This is a genomic window from Xanthomonas cissicola (assembly GCF_008801575.1).
Taxonomy (GTDB): domain Bacteria; phylum Pseudomonadota; class Gammaproteobacteria; order Xanthomonadales; family Xanthomonadaceae; genus Xanthomonas; species Xanthomonas cissicola.
The window spans coordinates 57,861-76,575 of sequence record NZ_VZPL01000004.1; the positions used below are offsets into that span (position 1 = coordinate 57,861).

The 18,715-nt window shown below is 64.7% G+C and carries 11 protein-coding genes and 1 riboswitch; of the genes, 6 read left to right on the forward strand and 5 right to left on the reverse strand.

Going from position 1 to position 18,715, the window contains the following annotated elements:
- Window positions 1-76: 76 nt before the first annotated feature.
- Window positions 77-144: riboswitch (Fluoride riboswitch) on the reverse strand.
- Between the two features lie 2 nt (window positions 145-146).
- Window positions 147-1,520 (reverse strand): replication-associated recombination protein A, encoded by a 1,374-nt coding sequence (locus tag F7R02_RS02930; protein WP_078590965.1) that lies wholly within the window; start codon window positions 1,518-1,520, stop codon window positions 147-149.
- Between the two features lie 169 nt (window positions 1,521-1,689).
- Here F7R02_RS02930 and xopZ point away from each other — a divergent pair, with 169 nt between their 5' ends.
- Window positions 1,690-5,925: a XopZ family type III secretion system effector gene (gene xopZ, locus F7R02_RS02935; RefSeq protein ID WP_167520954.1), complete on the forward strand. Its 4,236-nt coding sequence runs from the start codon at window positions 1,690-1,692 to the stop codon at window positions 5,923-5,925.
- Window positions 5,926-6,040: 115 nt separating this feature from the next.
- Here xopZ and lolA read toward each other — a convergent pair whose 3' ends face one another.
- The 3 genes from lolA to F7R02_RS02950 form a co-directional block, all read right to left on the reverse strand.
- Window positions 6,041-6,712, reverse strand: a complete 672-nt coding sequence (lolA, locus tag F7R02_RS02940; protein ID WP_039417145.1) for an outer membrane lipoprotein periplasmic chaperone LolA — start codon at window positions 6,710-6,712, stop codon at window positions 6,041-6,043.
- A gap of 64 nt (window positions 6,713-6,776) precedes the next feature.
- On the reverse strand, window positions 6,777-8,684 hold the full coding sequence (locus tag F7R02_RS02945; protein ID WP_033478956.1) for a DUF3857 domain-containing transglutaminase family protein: 1,908 nt from the start codon (window positions 8,682-8,684) through the stop codon (window positions 6,777-6,779).
- A gap of 171 nt (window positions 8,685-8,855) precedes the next feature.
- Window positions 8,856-11,213 (reverse strand): DNA translocase FtsK, encoded by a 2,358-nt coding sequence (locus F7R02_RS02950; RefSeq protein WP_078590966.1) that lies wholly within the window; start codon window positions 11,211-11,213, stop codon window positions 8,856-8,858.
- Between the two features lie 283 nt (window positions 11,214-11,496).
- Between F7R02_RS02950 and trxB the strand changes: the two genes are divergently transcribed.
- The 5 genes from trxB to infA all read left to right on the forward strand — a co-directional run bounded on the left by trxB (window position 11,497) and on the right by infA (window position 16,138).
- Window positions 11,497-12,465: a thioredoxin-disulfide reductase gene (gene trxB / locus F7R02_RS02955; protein ID WP_014090139.1), complete on the forward strand. Its 969-nt coding sequence runs from the start codon at window positions 11,497-11,499 to the stop codon at window positions 12,463-12,465.
- 57 nt (window positions 12,466-12,522) lie between these two features.
- The gene (locus F7R02_RS02960; RefSeq protein WP_011347302.1) at window positions 12,523-13,644 is read left to right on the forward strand and encodes a GNAT family N-acetyltransferase; all 1,122 of its coding nucleotides are present in this window, start codon (window positions 12,523-12,525) and stop codon (window positions 13,642-13,644) included.
- Window positions 13,645-13,912: 268 nt separating this feature from the next.
- Window positions 13,913-14,956 carry an NAD-dependent epimerase/dehydratase family protein gene (locus F7R02_RS02965; RefSeq protein WP_078590967.1) on the forward strand — a complete coding sequence of 348 codons (1,044 nt, stop codon included), beginning with the start codon at window positions 13,913-13,915 and terminating at the stop codon, window positions 14,954-14,956.
- A 130-nt stretch (window positions 14,957-15,086) separates the two neighbouring features.
- On the forward strand, window positions 15,087-15,839 hold the full coding sequence (gene aat, locus F7R02_RS02970) for a leucyl/phenylalanyl-tRNA--protein transferase (protein ID WP_011347300.1): 753 nt from the start codon (window positions 15,087-15,089) through the stop codon (window positions 15,837-15,839).
- 80 nt (window positions 15,840-15,919) lie between these two features.
- Window positions 15,920-16,138: a translation initiation factor IF-1 gene (gene infA / locus F7R02_RS02975; RefSeq protein WP_002813418.1), complete on the forward strand. Its 219-nt coding sequence runs from the start codon at window positions 15,920-15,922 to the stop codon at window positions 16,136-16,138.
- Window positions 16,139-16,414: 276 nt separating this feature from the next.
- Here infA and clpA read toward each other — a convergent pair whose 3' ends face one another.
- Window positions 16,415-18,697: an ATP-dependent Clp protease ATP-binding subunit ClpA gene (gene clpA, locus F7R02_RS02980; protein WP_003482920.1), complete on the reverse strand. Its 2,283-nt coding sequence runs from the start codon at window positions 18,695-18,697 to the stop codon at window positions 16,415-16,417.
- Between the last annotated feature and the right edge of the window lie 18 nt (window positions 18,698-18,715).

Sequence of the window (18,715 nt, forward strand, 5' to 3'; positions counted from 1 at the left end):
AAAAATAGTGTGCGACATCGGCGTCATCCTTCCTGAGTCAAGAGCGATGCCGGGGCACAGACCTGCCGCCCCGGCGGGGTGGGCAGGCATCATCAGCGCGCGGGTGCGTGCGGTTCGAGGAGGAATGCCATCTCCTGTGCGGCCGATTATGCCGTGGGCTTGCCGGCCTTGTCAGCCCGTGCCTGCGCGCGCGCCTCGCGCAGCCGATCGAGCTTTTCCTTCAGCTTGATCTCCATCCCGCGCGGCACCGGGTTGTAGTACACGCGCTCGCCCATCGCATCCGGGAATCCGGTCTGATCCAGCGCGATACCGCCCTCGGCATGATGGTCGTACTGATAATCCTGGCCGTAACCCAGCGTCTTCATCAGCTTGGTCGGTGCGTTGCGTAGATGCAGCGGCACCTCCTGCGTGCCGGTGGCGCGCACTTCGGCCTTGGCCTGATTGAAGGCAGCATAGCCGGCGTTGGATTTGGCAGTGCAGGCCAGATACAGCACCAGCTGTGCGAATGCCAACTCGCCCTCCGGGCTGCCGAGGCGCTCGTAGATGTCCCAGGCTTCCAGCGCCATGCTCTGCGCGCGCGGATCGGCCAGGCCAATGTCCTCGATCGCCATGCGGGTCAAGCGACGCGCCAGATACGCCGGGTCGCACCCGCCATCGAGCATGCGCGTCAGCCAGTACAGCGCTGCATCCGGGTTGGAGCTGCGCACGGACTTGTGCAACGCCGAAATCTGGTCGTAGAACTGCTCGCCGTTCTTGTCGAAGCGGCGCGTACGGTCGGCCAGCACCTGCAGCAACGTCTGCGGCGTAATCTCGCCACCCTCGCCTGCCGCCAGTTCCGCACCAATTTCCAACAGCGTCAGGGCCCGACGCACATCGCCGTCGGCGGCGCTGGCGATTTCCAGCAGCGATGCTTCGCTGACCTGGATCGTCTCGGCCCCCAAGCCGCGCTCGGCATCGCGCAAGGCACGCTGCAAGGCTTCGACGATGTCCTGTGGCGACACGCCTTCCAGCACATGCACGCGGCAGCGCGACAACAACGCTGAGTTCAACTCGAAGGACGGGTTTTCAGTGGTCGCACCGACGAACAGAATCGTGCCGCGTTCGATATGCGGCAAGAACGCATCCTGTTGCGCCTTGTTGAAGCGATGCACCTCATCGACGAACAACACGGTGCGGCGGCCACCGGCAAAACGCTGCGCCGCCTCTGCCAGCACCTGCCGCACGTCCGGCAGGCCGGACAGCACGGCAGAGATCGCCTTGAATTCGGCGTCTGCGTAGTGCGCCAGCAACAAGGCCAATGTGGTCTTGCCGCATCCCGGCGGACCCCACAGGATCATCGAGTGCACGCGCCCGGATTCGACCGCGCGCCGCAAGGCGCTGTCGGGAGCCAGCAATCGTTTCTGCCCCACCATCTCGTCAAGCGTGCGCGGCCGCATCCGCTCTGCCAGGGGCCCCATGGCGCTGCGATCGACATGCAGCAGATCGGGTGTGATCGAGTCGGGACGTTTGGCTTTGCTCACCCGTTTATTCTACCGCCTGCGCCTGATGGACGTTCCACAACGCAGTGTTCGGCCGTCGCTGGCAGGGACGCCGACGTTCTCTTTCCAAGCGACCACTTCGCGCAGGTGCACCGCATCGACTGCGCAGCGCAATACTGTTACTGAGTAACGAGTGATCGCATGTCATCGCTTGCCTGCATCTCGCATCGGCCACGAGCTGCGCCAGCGCAAGCGGCACGTTCAGCGTACGGATTTCACCATGCCCCGCATTCCGCTTCGCCCCTCTGCCATCACCGCTTGCCTTCCAGGGATGGCCGAGACCATCTCGCATCCATCCAAGCCTTCTGCGCGGCGGCAGACGCACAACAAATTGGCGACTCCGGACCCATGCGCGTTCGAGGCGGAACTGATCCAGGCCCAGGACGATCCGCTGGGTTGGTCCGCGACGCTACTTGAGCAAGCAAGACAGCCAAGCGTCGTCGATCCCGGACTGAAGGCCGCTCCCAAACGCAAACACGCCCTCCCGCGTCCCTGCAGGAAGGCCGCAGAACGCTTGGGGCTCAGTAGCGGTTCGCCAGAACCACATACGAGCCTGCTGCGCTATTCCTCGGTGCAGTACGCGCGGGACACACCAGCCGGCCCATCGGATCGCAACGCCGATGCCGCCCGTGATCTGCGAGCAGCCCCGCTGCTGTCCAATGCCACCCAGCATCTCAATGAAGCCCTGATCGCCCGCCTGGAACAATCCAACAACGACCTGGCCGCACGCATCTGGCGGCGTCGCCAGGACGAGCTGTGCTACGCACATGCACAAACGCTACAGGCTGCGCGCGAGCAGTTGGCCCTCAGAGCCCGGCGCGCCGCCAACCTCAGCGACAGCATCAACGCGCTGACGCACGAACGTGCCGAACTGCTGCAACAGCTGCATGGATGCAATGCGCAGACTGATGCAGTGGCGGCCGCGATCCACGATCTCGAGTCGGACATCCTCTCCGCACGCGCCGCATTGAACGCGCTACCGCACGATCAGCCGTCGCGCGGTGTCGCAGCGCACGCGGGCCCATCCTCGGCCGACGCGCAGCAGGGCGTTGATCGCTTACAGCTGCAGCGCGCCTGCACTCGGCTCGAGCACGCAGTGCAGCAGGCGCGCGCACGCGGCGATGCGCTGGCCAAAGCGGTCTTTTTCGGCCGCGGCTCGGCACAGGCAGCACAAGCAGAGCAAGCACTTGCGGAAGCTAACGCGGAAATCGATCGATTGCGAAGTGCGTATGCGCAAGCACGCGATGCGTTGCAGTCGGATCAAGCAGGCAACTCTGCCAACAGGCCGGCTTCGCGCACGCTCGGCTCGCACCTTGCTGCAGAGCGAAACCGAGAAGTCGAGGCACTGCGCACACGGCTGGGACGCAACGAGAACATGCTGACCCTGCAACGCACGCATGCCGAGCGCTGTCGGCGGCATGCGCGGCGCCTACAGCAGCGCCTCGACCAGGTCGAGGCAAAACTGCAGCAGGCGCGGCATTCGTCGCGGATCAACACCGAGGAGGTGTGGCAGCACGAACAGACGGTCAACGCGCTGGAAGCTGCGAACGGCGACATGCAGCGCGTGGCGGAACATGCAGCCGCGCAGCCGCCGGCCGATGAGGCCCGGCCCGTCGCTGCCGAGATCGTCGCCGACACCATGGACGCACTGCTTGGCGCCCTGCCCGGCTTTCGCGAGGAAACCATCGACCCCGTGAGTCGACAGGTTCTGCGCGCCTGGGCTGACGGTCTGCATGGCCGCAGCGCTGCGTTCGGGGGCGACGCCTTGCAGCCGGTCGACGCCTTGCGCATCGCCCTGCAGGCCTTGGCGATCGCCAGCGAAGGCGATGCTGCCGCAGCGGCCGACGTGCTGCGACGCCTGGGCATGGTGCGGTTGCGTGAGCTGATTCCGCCGCCACAGGTCTCCATCGCTGCCGAGGCGGCCCAGCCAATGGAGATCGTCACCGCCTGCGTCGGCCTGTTGGCCAGCGTTCCGCGCGGCATGCAGGTTCTTTCGCACATGCTGCGCGAAGAAGCCACGCCCCCCTCCAGGGAATGGTTGGAGGCGGCGCAGGTCCATCTGCGTGCCAGCCACCGGCTTGCACTGACGCCGGACGCAGAACAGGCTGAACGCAGCTGGCTGGGCGATGCGCAGATGGGAGCGCGCCATGCCGTGCATGGAGACTCGCCGCTGCAGGGCCTGCAGTCTGCAACCGATGCCCAGCGCAGCGCATTTCACGCATTCCGCAATGGCTACGAAACCACCCGGGCAGGTTCACCCTATGCGCGCGTCAACGCATGCCTGCAGATGTTTGCGCAATGGGCGGTCGCAGGCAGTGGGCGGCGCGGCAGGCGCGCCCTCAATCCCTTCAACGCACTTGAGCTGGGAATGAAGGTTGGCGCCTCCGAAGCGCTTCCCACCGCCGTGCGGCGTGCCAACGACGCTTTTCGCGAAGCGGCCGGCCACCTGACCAGCTGGCTCGTCGCGCGCCGCCAGATCCAGCTGGCTGGCGGGCGAATGCCGTCGCAGGACGAGCTGGCAATGCAGGCACTGTTGGAATACGTGCAATGGCTCCCACACGAGCAGAACGCAACCGACCTGACCTTCACCGCCAAGGTGTTGGGCACGATCGAACGGCGTGCCCAGGAGCTTCAGCGCTCGGTGGCTGCCTCCGTGAACGAGACCGACGACCTGCAGCCGGCGGCGTGCCATCCGGCCATCGCATCCGCATGGGGTGCATTACGCGCCGGCCGCATGCGTCTGCCCGAAACGCTGCGTCTGATCCAGCGTGGCCTGCTCGACCACGCCGGACAGCCGAGCGACCTGCCGGTCGGTGCAGCAACCCTGGATGAAGAACTGGCGTCGGACGCGCGCACTCACTTTCATCAGGCCATCGGTCATGCAAGTCGCCTTCTGCACGAGGGCGACACCTCCCGCGTCAGATCGCCACGTGCGCTGTTCGAATGCCTGCGCAACCTGTTGGAACGGCTGGAATGGCGCGACAAGCTGCGTCTTACCGAGCAACGGGTGATCGGACTCAATACGACGCCGCTGTCGGCCGCGCTGGCGATCATCCCCAGCGGCCTGGGACTGAAACTCTCCGCGGGCGGCCAGACCAGTTCCGATCGCTCGGTGGAGATTTACATGGGGCGGACCGGGTTGTCGCTGCAGATCGGGCGGCAGAAGGCGCGGCAGTTCAACGCCAGTACCGGCATTAGCGCGGGCGTGCTGCTGCCGGGCACCGAACACGCACCGGTGGGTATCACGGGCGCAGCCGAATGGCGCATGAAAAAGGAATCGGGCATCGAGCATGGCGTGCAAATCCGCGTACCACGGCGGGGTAAGGGCCAGGAGCTGGAGCAGCGCGCGCAATTCCTGGCCATGTTCGAACACTTGCTGCAACTGGCCGAGCAATCCGGCGACGATGCAGGCCAGTTGAGCGAGCGCGACTTCCTGGGGGAGCTGCTGGCGCACCACCCCAGCATTACCGTTGGCTTGATCGGCCAGGCCGAACGCAACACTTCGGCCACCGAATCCAGCCTCAGCGTCGCTGCCGGCGTGCGCGTGGGAAACATGGATGGCCAACCGCGTCGCGCCACCCTGGGCGCGTCGCTCGGCGTGAAAGCGCGGCGCGAAACCTCCCGGTCGCAGACGCCGATCGAAGGCTACATGACCATGGTGCTGAAGGATTCGAGCGCGCAATCCAGGGTAGAGATCGCAGGGCGCGCATCGGCAAGTGTCGTCGCCCGGCAGTGGACGGACCCAGGCACCGGCAATGCGCCGCCCACACCAGTGGCGCGGCTGTCCATGGCCACGCTTGATCTCGGCTACAGCAGGGAACTGCGCTCGGCCGGCAGCACGACGTTCTCCACCTTGTGGATGTTCAACAACGAAATCGATCCCGTGCGCACCGATCGTGGCTTCGAATTCTTCAATTTCGCCTCATTCGAACGCGAAGTGAAGCGCAACTGGCAGTTATGGACCCACTACGGAATCTCCAAACTGCAGGGCAAGGTCGATGACCAGCGGCTCTATATGGTGGCCGAGCGCCAGTTGCAGGACTTCATCGACCGGGTCCGCCTCCACATGCAAGACAACAAGTTCGCCTCGCTGATCGTGGACTGGGTGTTGCAGGCAGAGGCTGCACCACGCCTGGACGCGCTGCGCGCGCAGGCCCAGCTATTGCGGGTCGCCGGATGCGAAGCGCAAGCGGCAGAAGCCGATCGCGCGTTCGATGAGCTGATCAGCCACCCAAGCATTTGGGAACCGACCATTTTGATCCTGCGCGAAAAGGGCAAACGCCAGCGCGAACGTGGCCTCGATTTCTTCATCAAACGCCAGACCAACCAGGCAGCGGAGGCGAGTCGGACGGTTGGTCAGTGGATCCCGTACGAGCCAGTCCCGTAGCGTGGTGGCATCGCTCCTGTGCGGGTGCATCTGTCAGGTCACGACAACTGCTGCGCACTCGCAGGCACAGCCGCTCGCTGCGCCATGCGTTCATCCCGAGAGCCCCGCAGACGCTTTACTGCGCGTCGCCCACCACATCCACGCCCTTGGCCGGCGTATAGCGGAAGGTGTCTGCAGCAAACGCCGGGTTGCGCTTCCAGCCGCTAAAGCTGATCGCGGTGCGTTGGCCGACTGCGTCCACCACTTCCATCCTGGCCAGGCCATCCTTGCTGAACCCCAGCGAGGCGATCTGGAAGCTGGCGTCGGTGTCCACCTTGGGCGTCAGCGACAACCATTGCAGGCCGTCGCGTGGCGCGGCTTCTTCGCTGACATCGTACTTCTTGTCCAGAAGCGCCGGGTCGATCAATGCAACCAGCGGGCTGTTCTGTTCTTCGCTGCCCTGTGCGCGCACGGTGACCTGCTCCAGATCCGGATCCAATACCCAGACCTTCTTGCCGTCGGCCACGATCAGCTGCTTATAGGGCTTGGCGTATTCCCAACGGAACTGACGCGGTGTCGCCAGTGCGACCCGCCCGCTCGAAGTTTCCTTGACCCGGCCTTTCGCGTCGGTCACCCGCTGACTGAACTGCCCATCCAGTCCCTTCAACCCTCGCGTGAAGGTGTCCAGCTCCTGGCGCGCACCGGCAAAGGCGGTACTGGCGAACAGAGCAGTGGCAAGGACGGCATAACGGAGCTGGCGATGCATCGCGGTCTTCCAGAAGGACATGCGTAGATTCTGATACTTCATAGATGAATGGGCGAGCGCTATCGCACGGCATGTTCAGATGGCGGCGTGTGCGCGGCAATTCGCCTCATCGTGCCGTCTGCACCCTGGACAGATCGCCATAGACGATCTGCCCGCGAAACCCGCGCCGCACCTGTTGGTAGAGCTCGCGAAACGCACGGTAATCCTGCGGCTGGCACAACGCCTGTGGCCCGCGCACGGCGGCACGCTGCAGGCGATGCACGGCGGTGACCGTCTGCCCCTGCCGTGTCCACTCAACCACGTATTCGCCGGCGGCATTGCGAAAGGTGCTGCTGCGCGGAATGGCGATGATCGGCACCGTCTCGGGAAAGCTCACCACGTAGGTTTCTTCGCGCACGCTGTCGTTGCAGTAAAACGGGGTCAGATTGTTTTCGGCCGAGGTGGTGGTGTAGATGGCGCGCGTTGACTCGGCACCTGGCATATCCGGCAAGGTCATGCCGCCGACCACCGAGAAATCCACCGCGTCCTTGGCCTGGAAGGTGTAGCGGTAGTTGAACGGTGCATCCAGATCCAGCGGGTCGCCCTGAATCAGCAGATCGCCGGTGCCGTCGAAACCGGACTGGGCAAGGATCGACTCTTCGATCCGGTTGCGATTCTGCGCATTGAGCTGCACGAACATCGCGCGCAAGCCCACTTCGCCGGTCTGCCCGCTGTCGAGCGTGGTGGTGCCCTGCAGATCGCCTTGCGGCGTGAACCGGTATTCGGTGCGGGCGACATAGCGATTGACCTTGCGGTCGTTCGGCGGCGTCTGCGTGACCTTGCCATCGCGCGTATGCACCACCGGCGCGCCGAGATCGCCGGCCGGCAACTGGCCGAAGCGTGCGTAGGGGTTGGTCGAGTCCACGTACAGATCGAATGCGGGAATGTAGGTGATGGCGTGGTTGAAGCGGCCCAGCACCGGGATCTGCGGCAAGGTCGGGCCGCCCTCTGCCCCAATCAGCACCGGTGTGCTGGCAATCCCCTTGGCGGCAAGCAGGGCCTCCAGAATCACGGTGTGGTCTTTGCAATCGCCGTAATGGTTGGCCAGGATGCTCTCGGCGCTGTTGGGTTCCAGCCCACCATTGCCCAGATACACCGCCACATAGCGGATGTTGCGCGCCACCCATGCATACAGCGCGGCAGCCTGCGCGCGCGGGGAATCGATACCGCGGGTGACCTCATCGGCCAGCGCCTGGATCGCCGGCGTCACCGCCGCAGCGCGCCCGCCTTTGACGTGGTACGCCAGGCCCATCTGCGACCAGCTGTCGAAGGTGCTGGCCATCAAGGTGGGGCTGAACTCCCAGGTCGCAGCGCTCCAGTTCTGGTTTTTCATCGGCGCGGTGCGCTGGTAGCGCCACTCCCAGCGTGCCTGGTCGCCGCGCACCACCGGCTTGGTGCTGCCCTGCAGCCCGCGTGCAGAAAGATGCATCGGCAGCCCCTTCGGCGCGACCAACGTAATCACCGCATCGTCGTACTGCGCGAAGACGCTGAAGGTCTCCCACAGGCTGAAGTAACCGGGGAAATACGGCGTGTTCTGTGCCCGCCGCACGCGGTACACAATGCGCGCGCCCGGCGCCAGATTCGGGAACACCACCACTTTCACCTTGCGGTCGGCATACATCGCTGCCGAGGCGCTGGAATAGCTTTCCTGGGTATAGATCTTGTCGGCCGCCACGTCCTGGCGCAGCCCTTCGGCCGTGACGGTATACGCCTGCAGCACATCGAGCGTTTCCATCTTCTCGCTATAGCTCAGCCGGACCTGGCTGAACTGCTCCACGGCCGACTTGGTCTTGAGCAGGATCTCGTATTCGTCGGTTTCGACGCTGCTGGCGTCGGCGCGCACCTCGTAGTCGGCGCGGTAGCGCACGAAACTGTAATTGGTGTCGGCCTGCGTGCGTGTTGCAGCACTGGCAGTGGGCGCGGGCCGTTGCTGTGCCTGGGCAAGCAGCGGGAGACAGAGGAGCAGCACGAGCACTAACGAGGGACGATGCAACATGGGTCTCGATCACGGCGGGCCGGAGCGGCCCTCACCCACAGGGTAGCCGTTGTGCCAGGCAATGACAGGCACGGGCTTCCAACAATGCGGCATTGCTGCAGGCGCCCGATCGGAAGCTGCACATAAAACGCGCCACGACATCGCCGGCGCCTACTTCGGCGGCGGCGGTGCCAGCACGGTACGGTCGCCATTGTGCTCGGGCGGGCTGACGACGCCGGCCGCCTCCATCGCTTCGATCAGACGCGCGGCACGGTTGTAGCCGATCTTCAAACGCCGCTGCACGCCGGAAATCGACGCACGCCGGGTCTCGGTGACGATGCGCAAGGCTTCGTCGTACAAGGGATCCGATTCGTCGCCGCCACCGCCGCTGCTTTCCGGCAAGCCGGTGGCACCGACCACGGTGCCATCGCCCATGGTCTGCACTTCGTCCAGCACGCCTTCGACGTAGGACACCGGCCCGCTGGCCTTGAGATGCTCGACCACGCGATGCACTTCCTCGTCGCTGACGAAAGCCCCGTGCACGCGATCCGGCAGCGCGGTGCCGGGCGGCAGGTACAGCATGTCGCCGTTGCCCAGCAGCGCCTCGGCGCCGGACTGGTCCAGGATGGTGCGCGAGTCGATCTTGGAGCTGACCTGGAACGCCACGCGGGTGGGGATATTGGCCTTGATCAGGCCGGTGATCACGTCCACCGATGGCCGCTGCGTGGCCAGGATCAAGTGGATGCCGGCCGCACGCGCCTTCTGCGCCAGGCGCGCGATGAGCTCTTCGACCTTCTTGCCGACGATCATCATCATGTCGGCGAATTCGTCGATGAAGATGACGATGAACGGCAGCGTTTCCAGCGGCCGGGGCGCTTCGCCCAGTTCCGGGTTCGGCTTGAACAGCGGGTCCATCATCGGCTGGCCGGCGTCGATGGCGTCCTTGACCTTCTTGTTGAAGCCGGCCAGGTTGCGCACGCCCACCGCGCTCATCAGCTTGTAGCGGCGCTCCATCTCGGCCACGCACCAGCGCAGGCCGTTGGCGGCCTCCTTCATGTCGGTGACCACCGGCGCCAGCAGGTGCGGGATGCCCTGATAGACGCTCAACTCGAGCATCTTCGGGTCGATCATCAGCATCCGCAGTTCCTTGTGCGAGGCCTTGAACAGCAGGCTGAGCACCATCGCATTGACCGCCACCGACTTGCCCGAGCCGGTCGTACCGGCGACCAGCAAGTGCGGCATGCGCGCCAGGTCGGCCACGGTCGGGCGCCCGGCAATATCCTTGCCCAGGGCCAGCGTCAGCGGGCTGGCCGACTTGTCATACTCCTTGGAGCGCAGCAATTCGGAGAGGAAGATCATCTCCCGGCTGACATTGGGAATTTCCAGGCCGATCACCGACTTGCCCGGGATTACGTCCACCACGCGCACCGATTTCACCGACAACCCGCGCGCGATGTCCTTGTCCAGCGAGCTGATCTGGCTGACCTTGATGCCCGGCGCCGGCTCGATCTCGAAGCGGGTGATCACCGGGCCCGGATAGGCCCCGACCACCTGCGCCTCGATGCGGAAGTCCTTGAGCTTGAACTCGATCTGGCGCGACAGCGTTTCCAGCGTCTCTTCCGAATAGCCCTTGGTCTGCGGCTTGGGGTCGTCCAGCAGCGCCAGCGGCGGCAGGTCCGAGCCGTCGGTGCTGACGCCCTGGAACATCGGAATCTGGATGTCGCGCTTGGCGCGCTCGCTCTTTTCCACCACCGGCGCCGGCGGCGGCTCGATCTTGACCGGCTCGCGCTTGGCCTGCTTGACCGCATCGACCTTGCGCACTTCCTCGCGTTCTTCGCGCATCACCCGGGTCTGCTGCCACTCGGTGGCCTGATGGGTCTTGCGCTGCATCAGCGGCCCCAGCGCCAGCACCCACTTGCCGATGCGCTCCATCACCGCAAACCACGACAAGCCGGTCGCCAGGGTGATCGACACCAGCAGCAGCACCAACACGAACAAGTTCGCGCCCAAGGAACCGAAGCCGGAACTGAGCGAGCCGGCGACCAACTTGCCCAGGATGCCGCCGGCCTCGGCCACCTCGCCCTGGAACAGGCGCAGGTGCAGGAAGCCGGTCGAGGAAATCAGGAACCCCACCATGCCGACCAGGCGCAGCGCCGGCCCCAGATCGCTTTGGCTCTGCTCCTCGCGCTCGCCGATCAAGGCGATCCAGGCGACCGCTCCCAACAGCACCGGCAGCAGGAAGGCCACATACCCGAACAGCTGCAGCAGCACGTCGGCCGCCAGGGCGCCGAATCGGCCGCCCATGTTGTGGATCGGCGCAACCAGATTGCCGGTGCGCGACCAACCCGGATCGGTCGCCGAGTAAGTGAACAGGCTGGCCAGCAGATACAGCAGCAACGGCGCTACCGCGATCAAGGCCAGATCGCGCCAGAGCTTCTGCCGCCGCGGATTGTCCGCCACCGCCGTCTTGCGCGACGACGGTTTGCCCTCTGCGGGCTTGCTGCTGCGTTCGGGAACCTGCTTTGCCACCTGTAGCCAGACCTTAGAAAAATGCTGTTAGTGTTTGATAATAAACGACTGAAGCCACGGTTTCAGCAGTTGCATGCGCCCTGGCCATCCAACCAAGCGCCGCTCAACGAAAAACGCCGCACAAGGCGGCGTCGAGCACGTGGTTGGAGCGGAGCATGCCATCTGCGGTTCAAGCAGTTCCATCGCGCCGCCTTGATTCACCGGGTGGGGACCGCCACTCTATGCCGCCACGGGGGCGCGAATTACTTCGCCTGCCCTACCAATTCCTAGATCGCGAGTATACATGAGCGCCTCTTCTGCCAGCCCCGCCAAGCACTCCCGCCTGTTGATCCTGGGCTCCGGCCCGGCCGGCTGGACCGCCGCGGTCTACGCCGCCCGCGCCAATCTCAAGCCGGTGGTCATCACCGGGCTGCAGCAAGGCGGCCAACTGATGACCACCACCGAGGTGGACAACTGGCCGGGCGACCCCCACGGCCTGATGGGTCCGGACCTGATGAGCCGCATGCAGGCGCATGCCGAGCGCTTCGAGACCGAGGTCATCTTCGACCATATCCACACGGCAGATCTGTCGCAGCGTCCGTTCCGGCTGATCGGCGACGGGGCCGAGTACACCTGCGACGCGCTCATCATCGCCACCGGCGCTACCGCCAAGTACCTGGGCATCCCCACCGAAGAAGCCTTCAAGGGGCGTGGCGTCTCCGCCTGCGCCACCTGCGACGGCTTCTTCTACAAGGACCAGGACGTGGTGGTGGTCGGCGGCGGCAACACCGCGGTCGAAGAGGCGCTGTACCTGTCCAACATTGCCCGCAAGGTCTACCTGGTGCATCGCCGCGATACGCTGCGCGCAGAGAAAATCATGCAGGACAAGCTGTTCGCCAAAGTGGCCGCCGGCAAGATCGAGACCGTCTGGCACCATGCCATCGACGAGGTACTGGGCAACGATGCCGGGGTTACCGGCGTCCGAGTGAAGTCCACCATCGACGGCAGCACCCGCGACATCGATGCGCATGGTTTCTTCGTGGCGATCGGCCATCACCCGAACACGCAGTTGTTCGATGGCCAGTTGGCAATGAACAACGGCTACCTGGAAATCCGCTCCGGCCTGAACGGCGCCGCGACCGAGACCTCGGTGGCCGGCGTGTTCGCCGCCGGCGACGTGGCCGACCAGCATTACCGCCAGGCCATCACCTCGGCCGGCTTCGGCTGCATGGCCGCGCTGGATGCCGAGCGTTATCTCGACAAGAGCGCCTGAGATGGCGCCTGATTGCCGGCCGCGCCACGCGGCCAGCATCGCCAAGGGGCTGCCCGCATGGGCATAACCGCACGCTGGTGTCGCCAGCTGGACGAGTTGCCGGCCGGCGCCTGGGATGCGCTGCACGATGGCACGCATCCCTTTATCAGCTACGCATTTCTGCAAGGCCTTGAACGTGAGGGTTGCCTGCGCCCGGATTGGGGATGGAACCCGCTGCACCTGACCTTGTGGGAGGGTGACACTCTGGTCGCCGCGGCTCCCGGCTACCTCAAGAACAACTCGCACGGCGAGTTCGTCTTCGACCATGCCTGGGCGCATGCGTACGCGCGCTATGGCCAGGACTACTTCCCCAAATGGCTGTGTGGGGTGCCCTACTCGCCCGTCACCGGCCCGCGCCTGCTCGGTGCGCCCACGTGGCGCGGCCACCTGCTGAAGGCGATGCGCGAGCTGGTGGAGCGCAGCGGACTGTCGTCGGCGCATGTGAACTTTTACCCCGCTGGTGAAGACGCCGCCTTCGATGCCGACTGGCTGGAACGCAACGACCTGCAGTACCACTGGCACAACGCCAGCGGCTGGGGCGACTTCGAGACGTTCCTGTCGGCGATGGATCACAAGCACCGCAAGAACATTCGCCAGGAACGCGCCAAGGTGCAGCGCGCCGGCGTGCAACTGCGCGTGGTGCACGGTGATGAGGCCAGCGATGCGGAGCTGGCCGCGATGTACGGCTTTTATCTCAAGACCTTCAACGAGTACGGCAACTCGCCCGCGCTGACGCCGCAGTTCCTGCAGCACCTGGCCACGGCCATGCCGCGCCAGCTGGTGATGTTCCTGGCCGACCTCGATGGGCAACCCATCGCCGGTGCACTCTGCCTGCGCGGGCAGCACACTTTGTACGGCCGCTACTGGGGCGGTGAAGCCCTGCCCGGCCTGCATTTCGAGACCTGCTACTACCAGGGCATCGAATATTGCCTGCGCGAAGGCCTGACCCGCTTCGAACCTGGCGCACAAGGCCAGCACAAGATCGCGCGCGGCTTTCTGCCGACGCTGGTGCGCAGCCGCCACTGGATTGCCGATCCGGGCTTTCGCGAGCCGCTGGCGGACTGGTGCGCGCAAGAGCGGGCCGAGGTCGAGCAGCACGCCGCCGCCCTGCTGCGCCATTCGCCGTTCCGCCAAGCGTGATCGCCCTGCGGCGGCTTCTCCACCCATCCCGGGTCGATACATCGCACCGCCGCCGCACAAATCCAGGCACCGCCTGACGTGGCAGGCCGACGTGGCAGGCCTCTGCGCCGTCGCGCGAGACCCGTTCATCAGTCCTCATCGTAGCCCTTGCGCAAGCCGCGCATTTGCCGTGCCTGGTACCCGATCATTCCGAACTTGCGGACGCTACCGCAGAATATGCTAGCGTTGACTATTGATTCGGGCATGTCGCCCGCACCGGAATCGGCCCATGAAGCAAACGGTGTTGGTCACCGGCGGTAGTGGCTATGTCGCCTGCCGGCTGGTGAAGCAGTTGCTGGAAGCGGGCGACACCGTGCACGCCACCGTGCGCAGCCTGCACGATTCGCCCAAGCTGCGGCCTTTACGGCAGCTGCAGGCGGACCACCCGGACCAATTGCGGTTGTTCGAAGCAGACCTGCTGGTACCCGGCTCCTTCGTCGGTGCGATGCAGGGCTGCTCTGTGGTGCATCACGTCGCCTCGCCGTTCCTGATGCCGGAAAAGATCAAGAACGGCCGCACCCAACTGCTGGAACCCGCGCTGCAAGGCGTCAGGAACGTGCTGACCACGGTGAACGCGACTTCCAGCGTCGAGCGGGTGGTGCTCACGTCCACCATCGGCGCGATCTTCGGCGACTACCGCGACATGCTGGACATGCCCGGGCAAACGCTGTCAGAAGCCTTCTTCAACACCACCAGCAGCCTCGATCACAATCCCTACCACTACTCCAAGGTGGTCGCCGAGCAGGAGGCGTGGGCCATGTACCGTGCGCAGCAGCGCTGGGACCTGGTCTGCATCAATCCCGGCCTGGTGCTCGGTCCGTCCCCGGCCGCAGGCTCGGATTCGGGCAGCCTGTTCCTGCTCGACGAACTGATGCGCGGCCTGTTCTTCTATGGCGTGCCGGACCTGAGCTTTGCCACGGTGGACGTGCGTGAAGTTGCCAACGCACACATCGCCGCGGCCAAGCGGCCCAGCGCGCACGGCCGCTACATCGTCGCCTCGGCACAGATGATCTCGTTCCTGGAAATCGCGCGGTTCCTGCGCAAGGTCCACCGCCGCCCTTACCTGTTGCCGCGTCTGCAGATTCCCGGTTTGGCGTTGCGGCTACTCGGCCCCTTCTTCGGGCTGAGCCCCAAGTACATTCGCAATCATCTCGGCATCCGCTTCGGCCTGGACAACCGGCGCTCGCGCCAGGAATTGGGCGTGGACTACCGTCCGGTCGAGCAGACCTTGCACGAGCACTACGCCAGCTGGGACCGGCAGCGACGGGCTTGAGCCAGCTGGGTGCTCCGCAGGCGCACCTGTACCATCGCCGGAACCGAACCAGGCACCTGCCCATGCCCTTTGCCGCTCCATTTCCATGCCTGCGTGGCGCGCCGTGGCGATCCGGCCGGTGGCCGGCGTGATGACGCCCTTTCGTCGTCCCACCGTGTTGGGCACTTCCGCCTCGGCCCCATTCCCGCCTGCCGAGGCCGCCCTGACCGATCCCGACGGACTGCTTGCCGTTGGCGGAGATCTGTCGCCCCAGCGCCTGCTCAACGCGTACGCGCACGGCATTTTCCCGTGGTATTCGGAGGGCCAACCGATCCTGTGGTGGAGCCCGGATCCGCGCATGGTCTTTCGCACTGACGGCGTGCGCCTGTCCTCTCGCTTCAAGCGCCAGCTTCGCGCAAGCACCTGGACGGTTCGCGCCGATACCGCCTTCGAACAGGTGATCGACGCCTGTGCTGCGAGTCCGCGCCCTGGCCAGGACGGCACCTGGATCACCGCGGAAATGCAGCAGGCCTATATCGCCTTGCACCGTCTCGGCCACGCGCATTCGATCGAGGTGTTCGACGGCGCGCGCCTGGTTGGCGGGATCTACGGCGTCGCGATCGGCCGGATGTTTTTTGGCGAAAGCATGTTCAGCGGGGAAAGCGGCGGCTCCAAGGTGGCACTAGCCGCCTTGGCCGCCAATCTGCATGGCCGAGGGTGGCCACTGATCGATGCGCAGGTGGAAAATCCGCACCTGCTGAGCCTGGGCGCCGAACGCTTGCCGCGCGCTGACTTTTTGCACCAGGTGCAACGCCAGGTTGCCCTGACGGAACCGCCGGGTAGTTGGTCTGCGCGTTACGGCGAACACGCCGCCAGCGGGCTGTGTGAGACCCGCTTAACATAAAATTTGCACCGCGGGGAGATGGCGCGTAAAATGCCGTCCCTTACGGCCCTGCCGGGCCAGCCGTGACTGCACAGGATTACATGTCGAAAGACGACTCCATTGAATTCGAAGGCAGCGTCAGCGAGACGCTTCCCAACACCACGTTCCGGGTCAAGCTGGAGAACGGGCATGAAATCATCGCCCACATCTCCGGACGTATGCGCAAGAACTACATCCGCATCCTGACCGGCGACCGGGTCAAAGTTGAGATGACTCCCTACGACCTGACCAAGGGTCGTATTACCTACCGCATGAAGTAAGCGGTGCTGAGGCGCGAGGCGGCCATTGGCCGCTTTTTGTCGTGCCCATAATTCGAGCAGTGATGCGTTTCTACTGCAGGCAAGTTCCGCAGAGCAACCGGTGCGAGACAGGGCGGCGGTTCTTCGGTCGGTGCCTTGCACCATGTGCTGCGTCCAGCATCCGGCACCCGCGTCAAGCACTGCCATCGTCGGCACGCGTGATTGCGAGGGCCGCTGAAAACGTAAAAAGCCGCTCTCTCGAGCGGCTTTTCTTACCTGCCAAACATCCTATGGCGATCAGTCCACCGTCGCGGGCAGCAGGCGCTCCGGTTCCGGATGCGCCTCGACCACCAGTTCGCCATCCTTGACGTCGATGTTGACCCGGCCACCGTCCACCAACTTGCCGAACAGCAGTTCGTCGGCGAGCGGGCGCTTGATCTTTTCCTGGATCACCCGCGACATCGGCCGCGCACCCATCAGCGGATCGAAGCCATGCTGTGCCAGCCAGTCGCGCGCGGTCGGGGTGGCCGACAGGGAGACGTGCTTTTCCTGCAACAGCATTTCCAGCTCGATGATGAACTTGTCCACCACCCGCAGGATGTGGTCGAACGCCAGCGGTTGGAACTGCACGATCGCATCCAAACGGTTGCGGAACTCGGGCGTGAAGCCGCGGCGGATCGATTCCATCGCATCGGTGGAATGATCCTGCTTGGTAAAGCCGATCGAACGCCGCGACGCCTGCGTGGCGCCGGCATTGGTCGTCATTACCAGGATCACGTTCTTGAAGTTGGCCTCGCGCCCGTTGGTATCGGTGAGGATGCCGCGGTCCATGACCTGCAACAGGATGTTGAAGATGTCCGGGTGCGCCTTCTCCACCTCGTCCAACAGCAGCACGCAGTGCGGCGTCTTGACGATTTTCTCGGTCAACAAACCGCCCTGGTCGAAACCGACGTAGCCCGGGGGCGCACCGATGAGACGGCTGATCGAATGCGCTTCCATGTACTCGGACATGTCGAAGCGCACCAGTTCAATCCCCAACTGCAGCGCGAGCTGCTTGGTGACCTCCGTCTTGCCGACACCGGTGGGACCGGCGAACAGGAAATTGCCGATCGGCTTTTCGGGGTTCGCCAAGCCCGAGCGTGCCAGCTTGATCGAACCGGCCAGCGTTTCGATCGCCGGGTTTTGCCCGAAAATCACCATCTTCAGATTGCGCTCCAGGTGCTGCAGCACGTCCTTGTCGGTCGCGCTGACCTGCTTGGCCGGAATCCGCGCCATCTTGGCCACGATGGTCTCGATCTCTTCGATATCGATCAGCTCCTTGCGCGTGCCTTCCGGCAGCAGACGCTGACGCGCGCCGGCCTCGTCGATCACATCGATCGCCTTGTCCGGCAGCAAGCGGTCGCCGATATGTTTCACCGACAGGTCAACGGCCGCCTGTAGCGCGTCGTCGGCGTAGGTCACGCCATGATGCGCCTCGTACTTGGGCTTGAGGCCCTGCAGGATCTCGAAGGTTTCGCCCACAGTCGGCTCGACGATATCGATCTTCTGGAACCGACGCGCCAGCGCACGGTCCTTCTCGAAGATGCCGCGATATTCCTGGAACGTGGTCGAGCCGATGCAGCGCAGCTCGCCCGACGACAGCGCGGGCTTGATCAGGTTGGAGGCGTCCATGGTGCCGCCCGACGCCGAGCCGGCACCGATGATGGTGTGGATCTCGTCGATGAACAGCACCGCATTCGGCACCTTCTTCAACGCGGCCAGCACGCCCTTGAGACGCTTTTCGAAATCGCCTCGGTACTTGGTGCCAGCCACCAGTGCGCCCAGATCCAGCGAGTAAATCACTGCATCGGCAAGCACTTCCGGCACGTCGTTGTCGACGATGCGCTTGGCCAGACCTTCGGCAATCGCGGTCTTGCCGACGCCGGCCTCGCCCACGTACAGCGGATTGTTCTTGCGCCGGCGGCACAGGACCTGGATGGTGCGCTCGATCTCGTCGCTGCGGCCGACCAACGGGTCGATCTTGCCGTTGCGCGCCTGCTCGTTGAGATTGCTGGCGAACTCGGCCAGCGCGTCGCCCTTGGCCTCGCCCTCTCCACCTTCGCTCTTGGACTCGCCATCCGGCGCGGACGGCTGTTCGCCGTCTTCACCCAGCTTGGCAATGCCGTGCGAAAGGTAATTGACGATATCGAGACGGGTGATGTCCTGTTGGTTCAGGAAGTACACCGCGTGCGAGTCCTTCTCGCCGAAGATCGCGACCAGCACGTTGGCGCCGGTGACTTCCTTCTTGCCCGAGGACTGCACGTGGTAGACGGCGCGTTGCAACACCCGCTGGAATCCCAGGGTAGGCTGCGTGTCGCGCCCGTCGTCCTCGGCCAAGCGCGAGACCGAGGCCTCGATTGCCTGCTCCAGGTCATTGTGCAGGCGCACCTGGTCTGCGCCACAGGCCTTGAGCACGGCCTGGGCGGAAGGATTGTCCAGCAGCGAGAGCAGCAGGTGCTCGACGGTCATGAACTCATGACGCGCCTCGCGTGCTCGCTTGTAGCACTGGCCGATGGTTTGCTCTAGGTCTTTGCTGAACATTGGTAACTCCGAACGGCT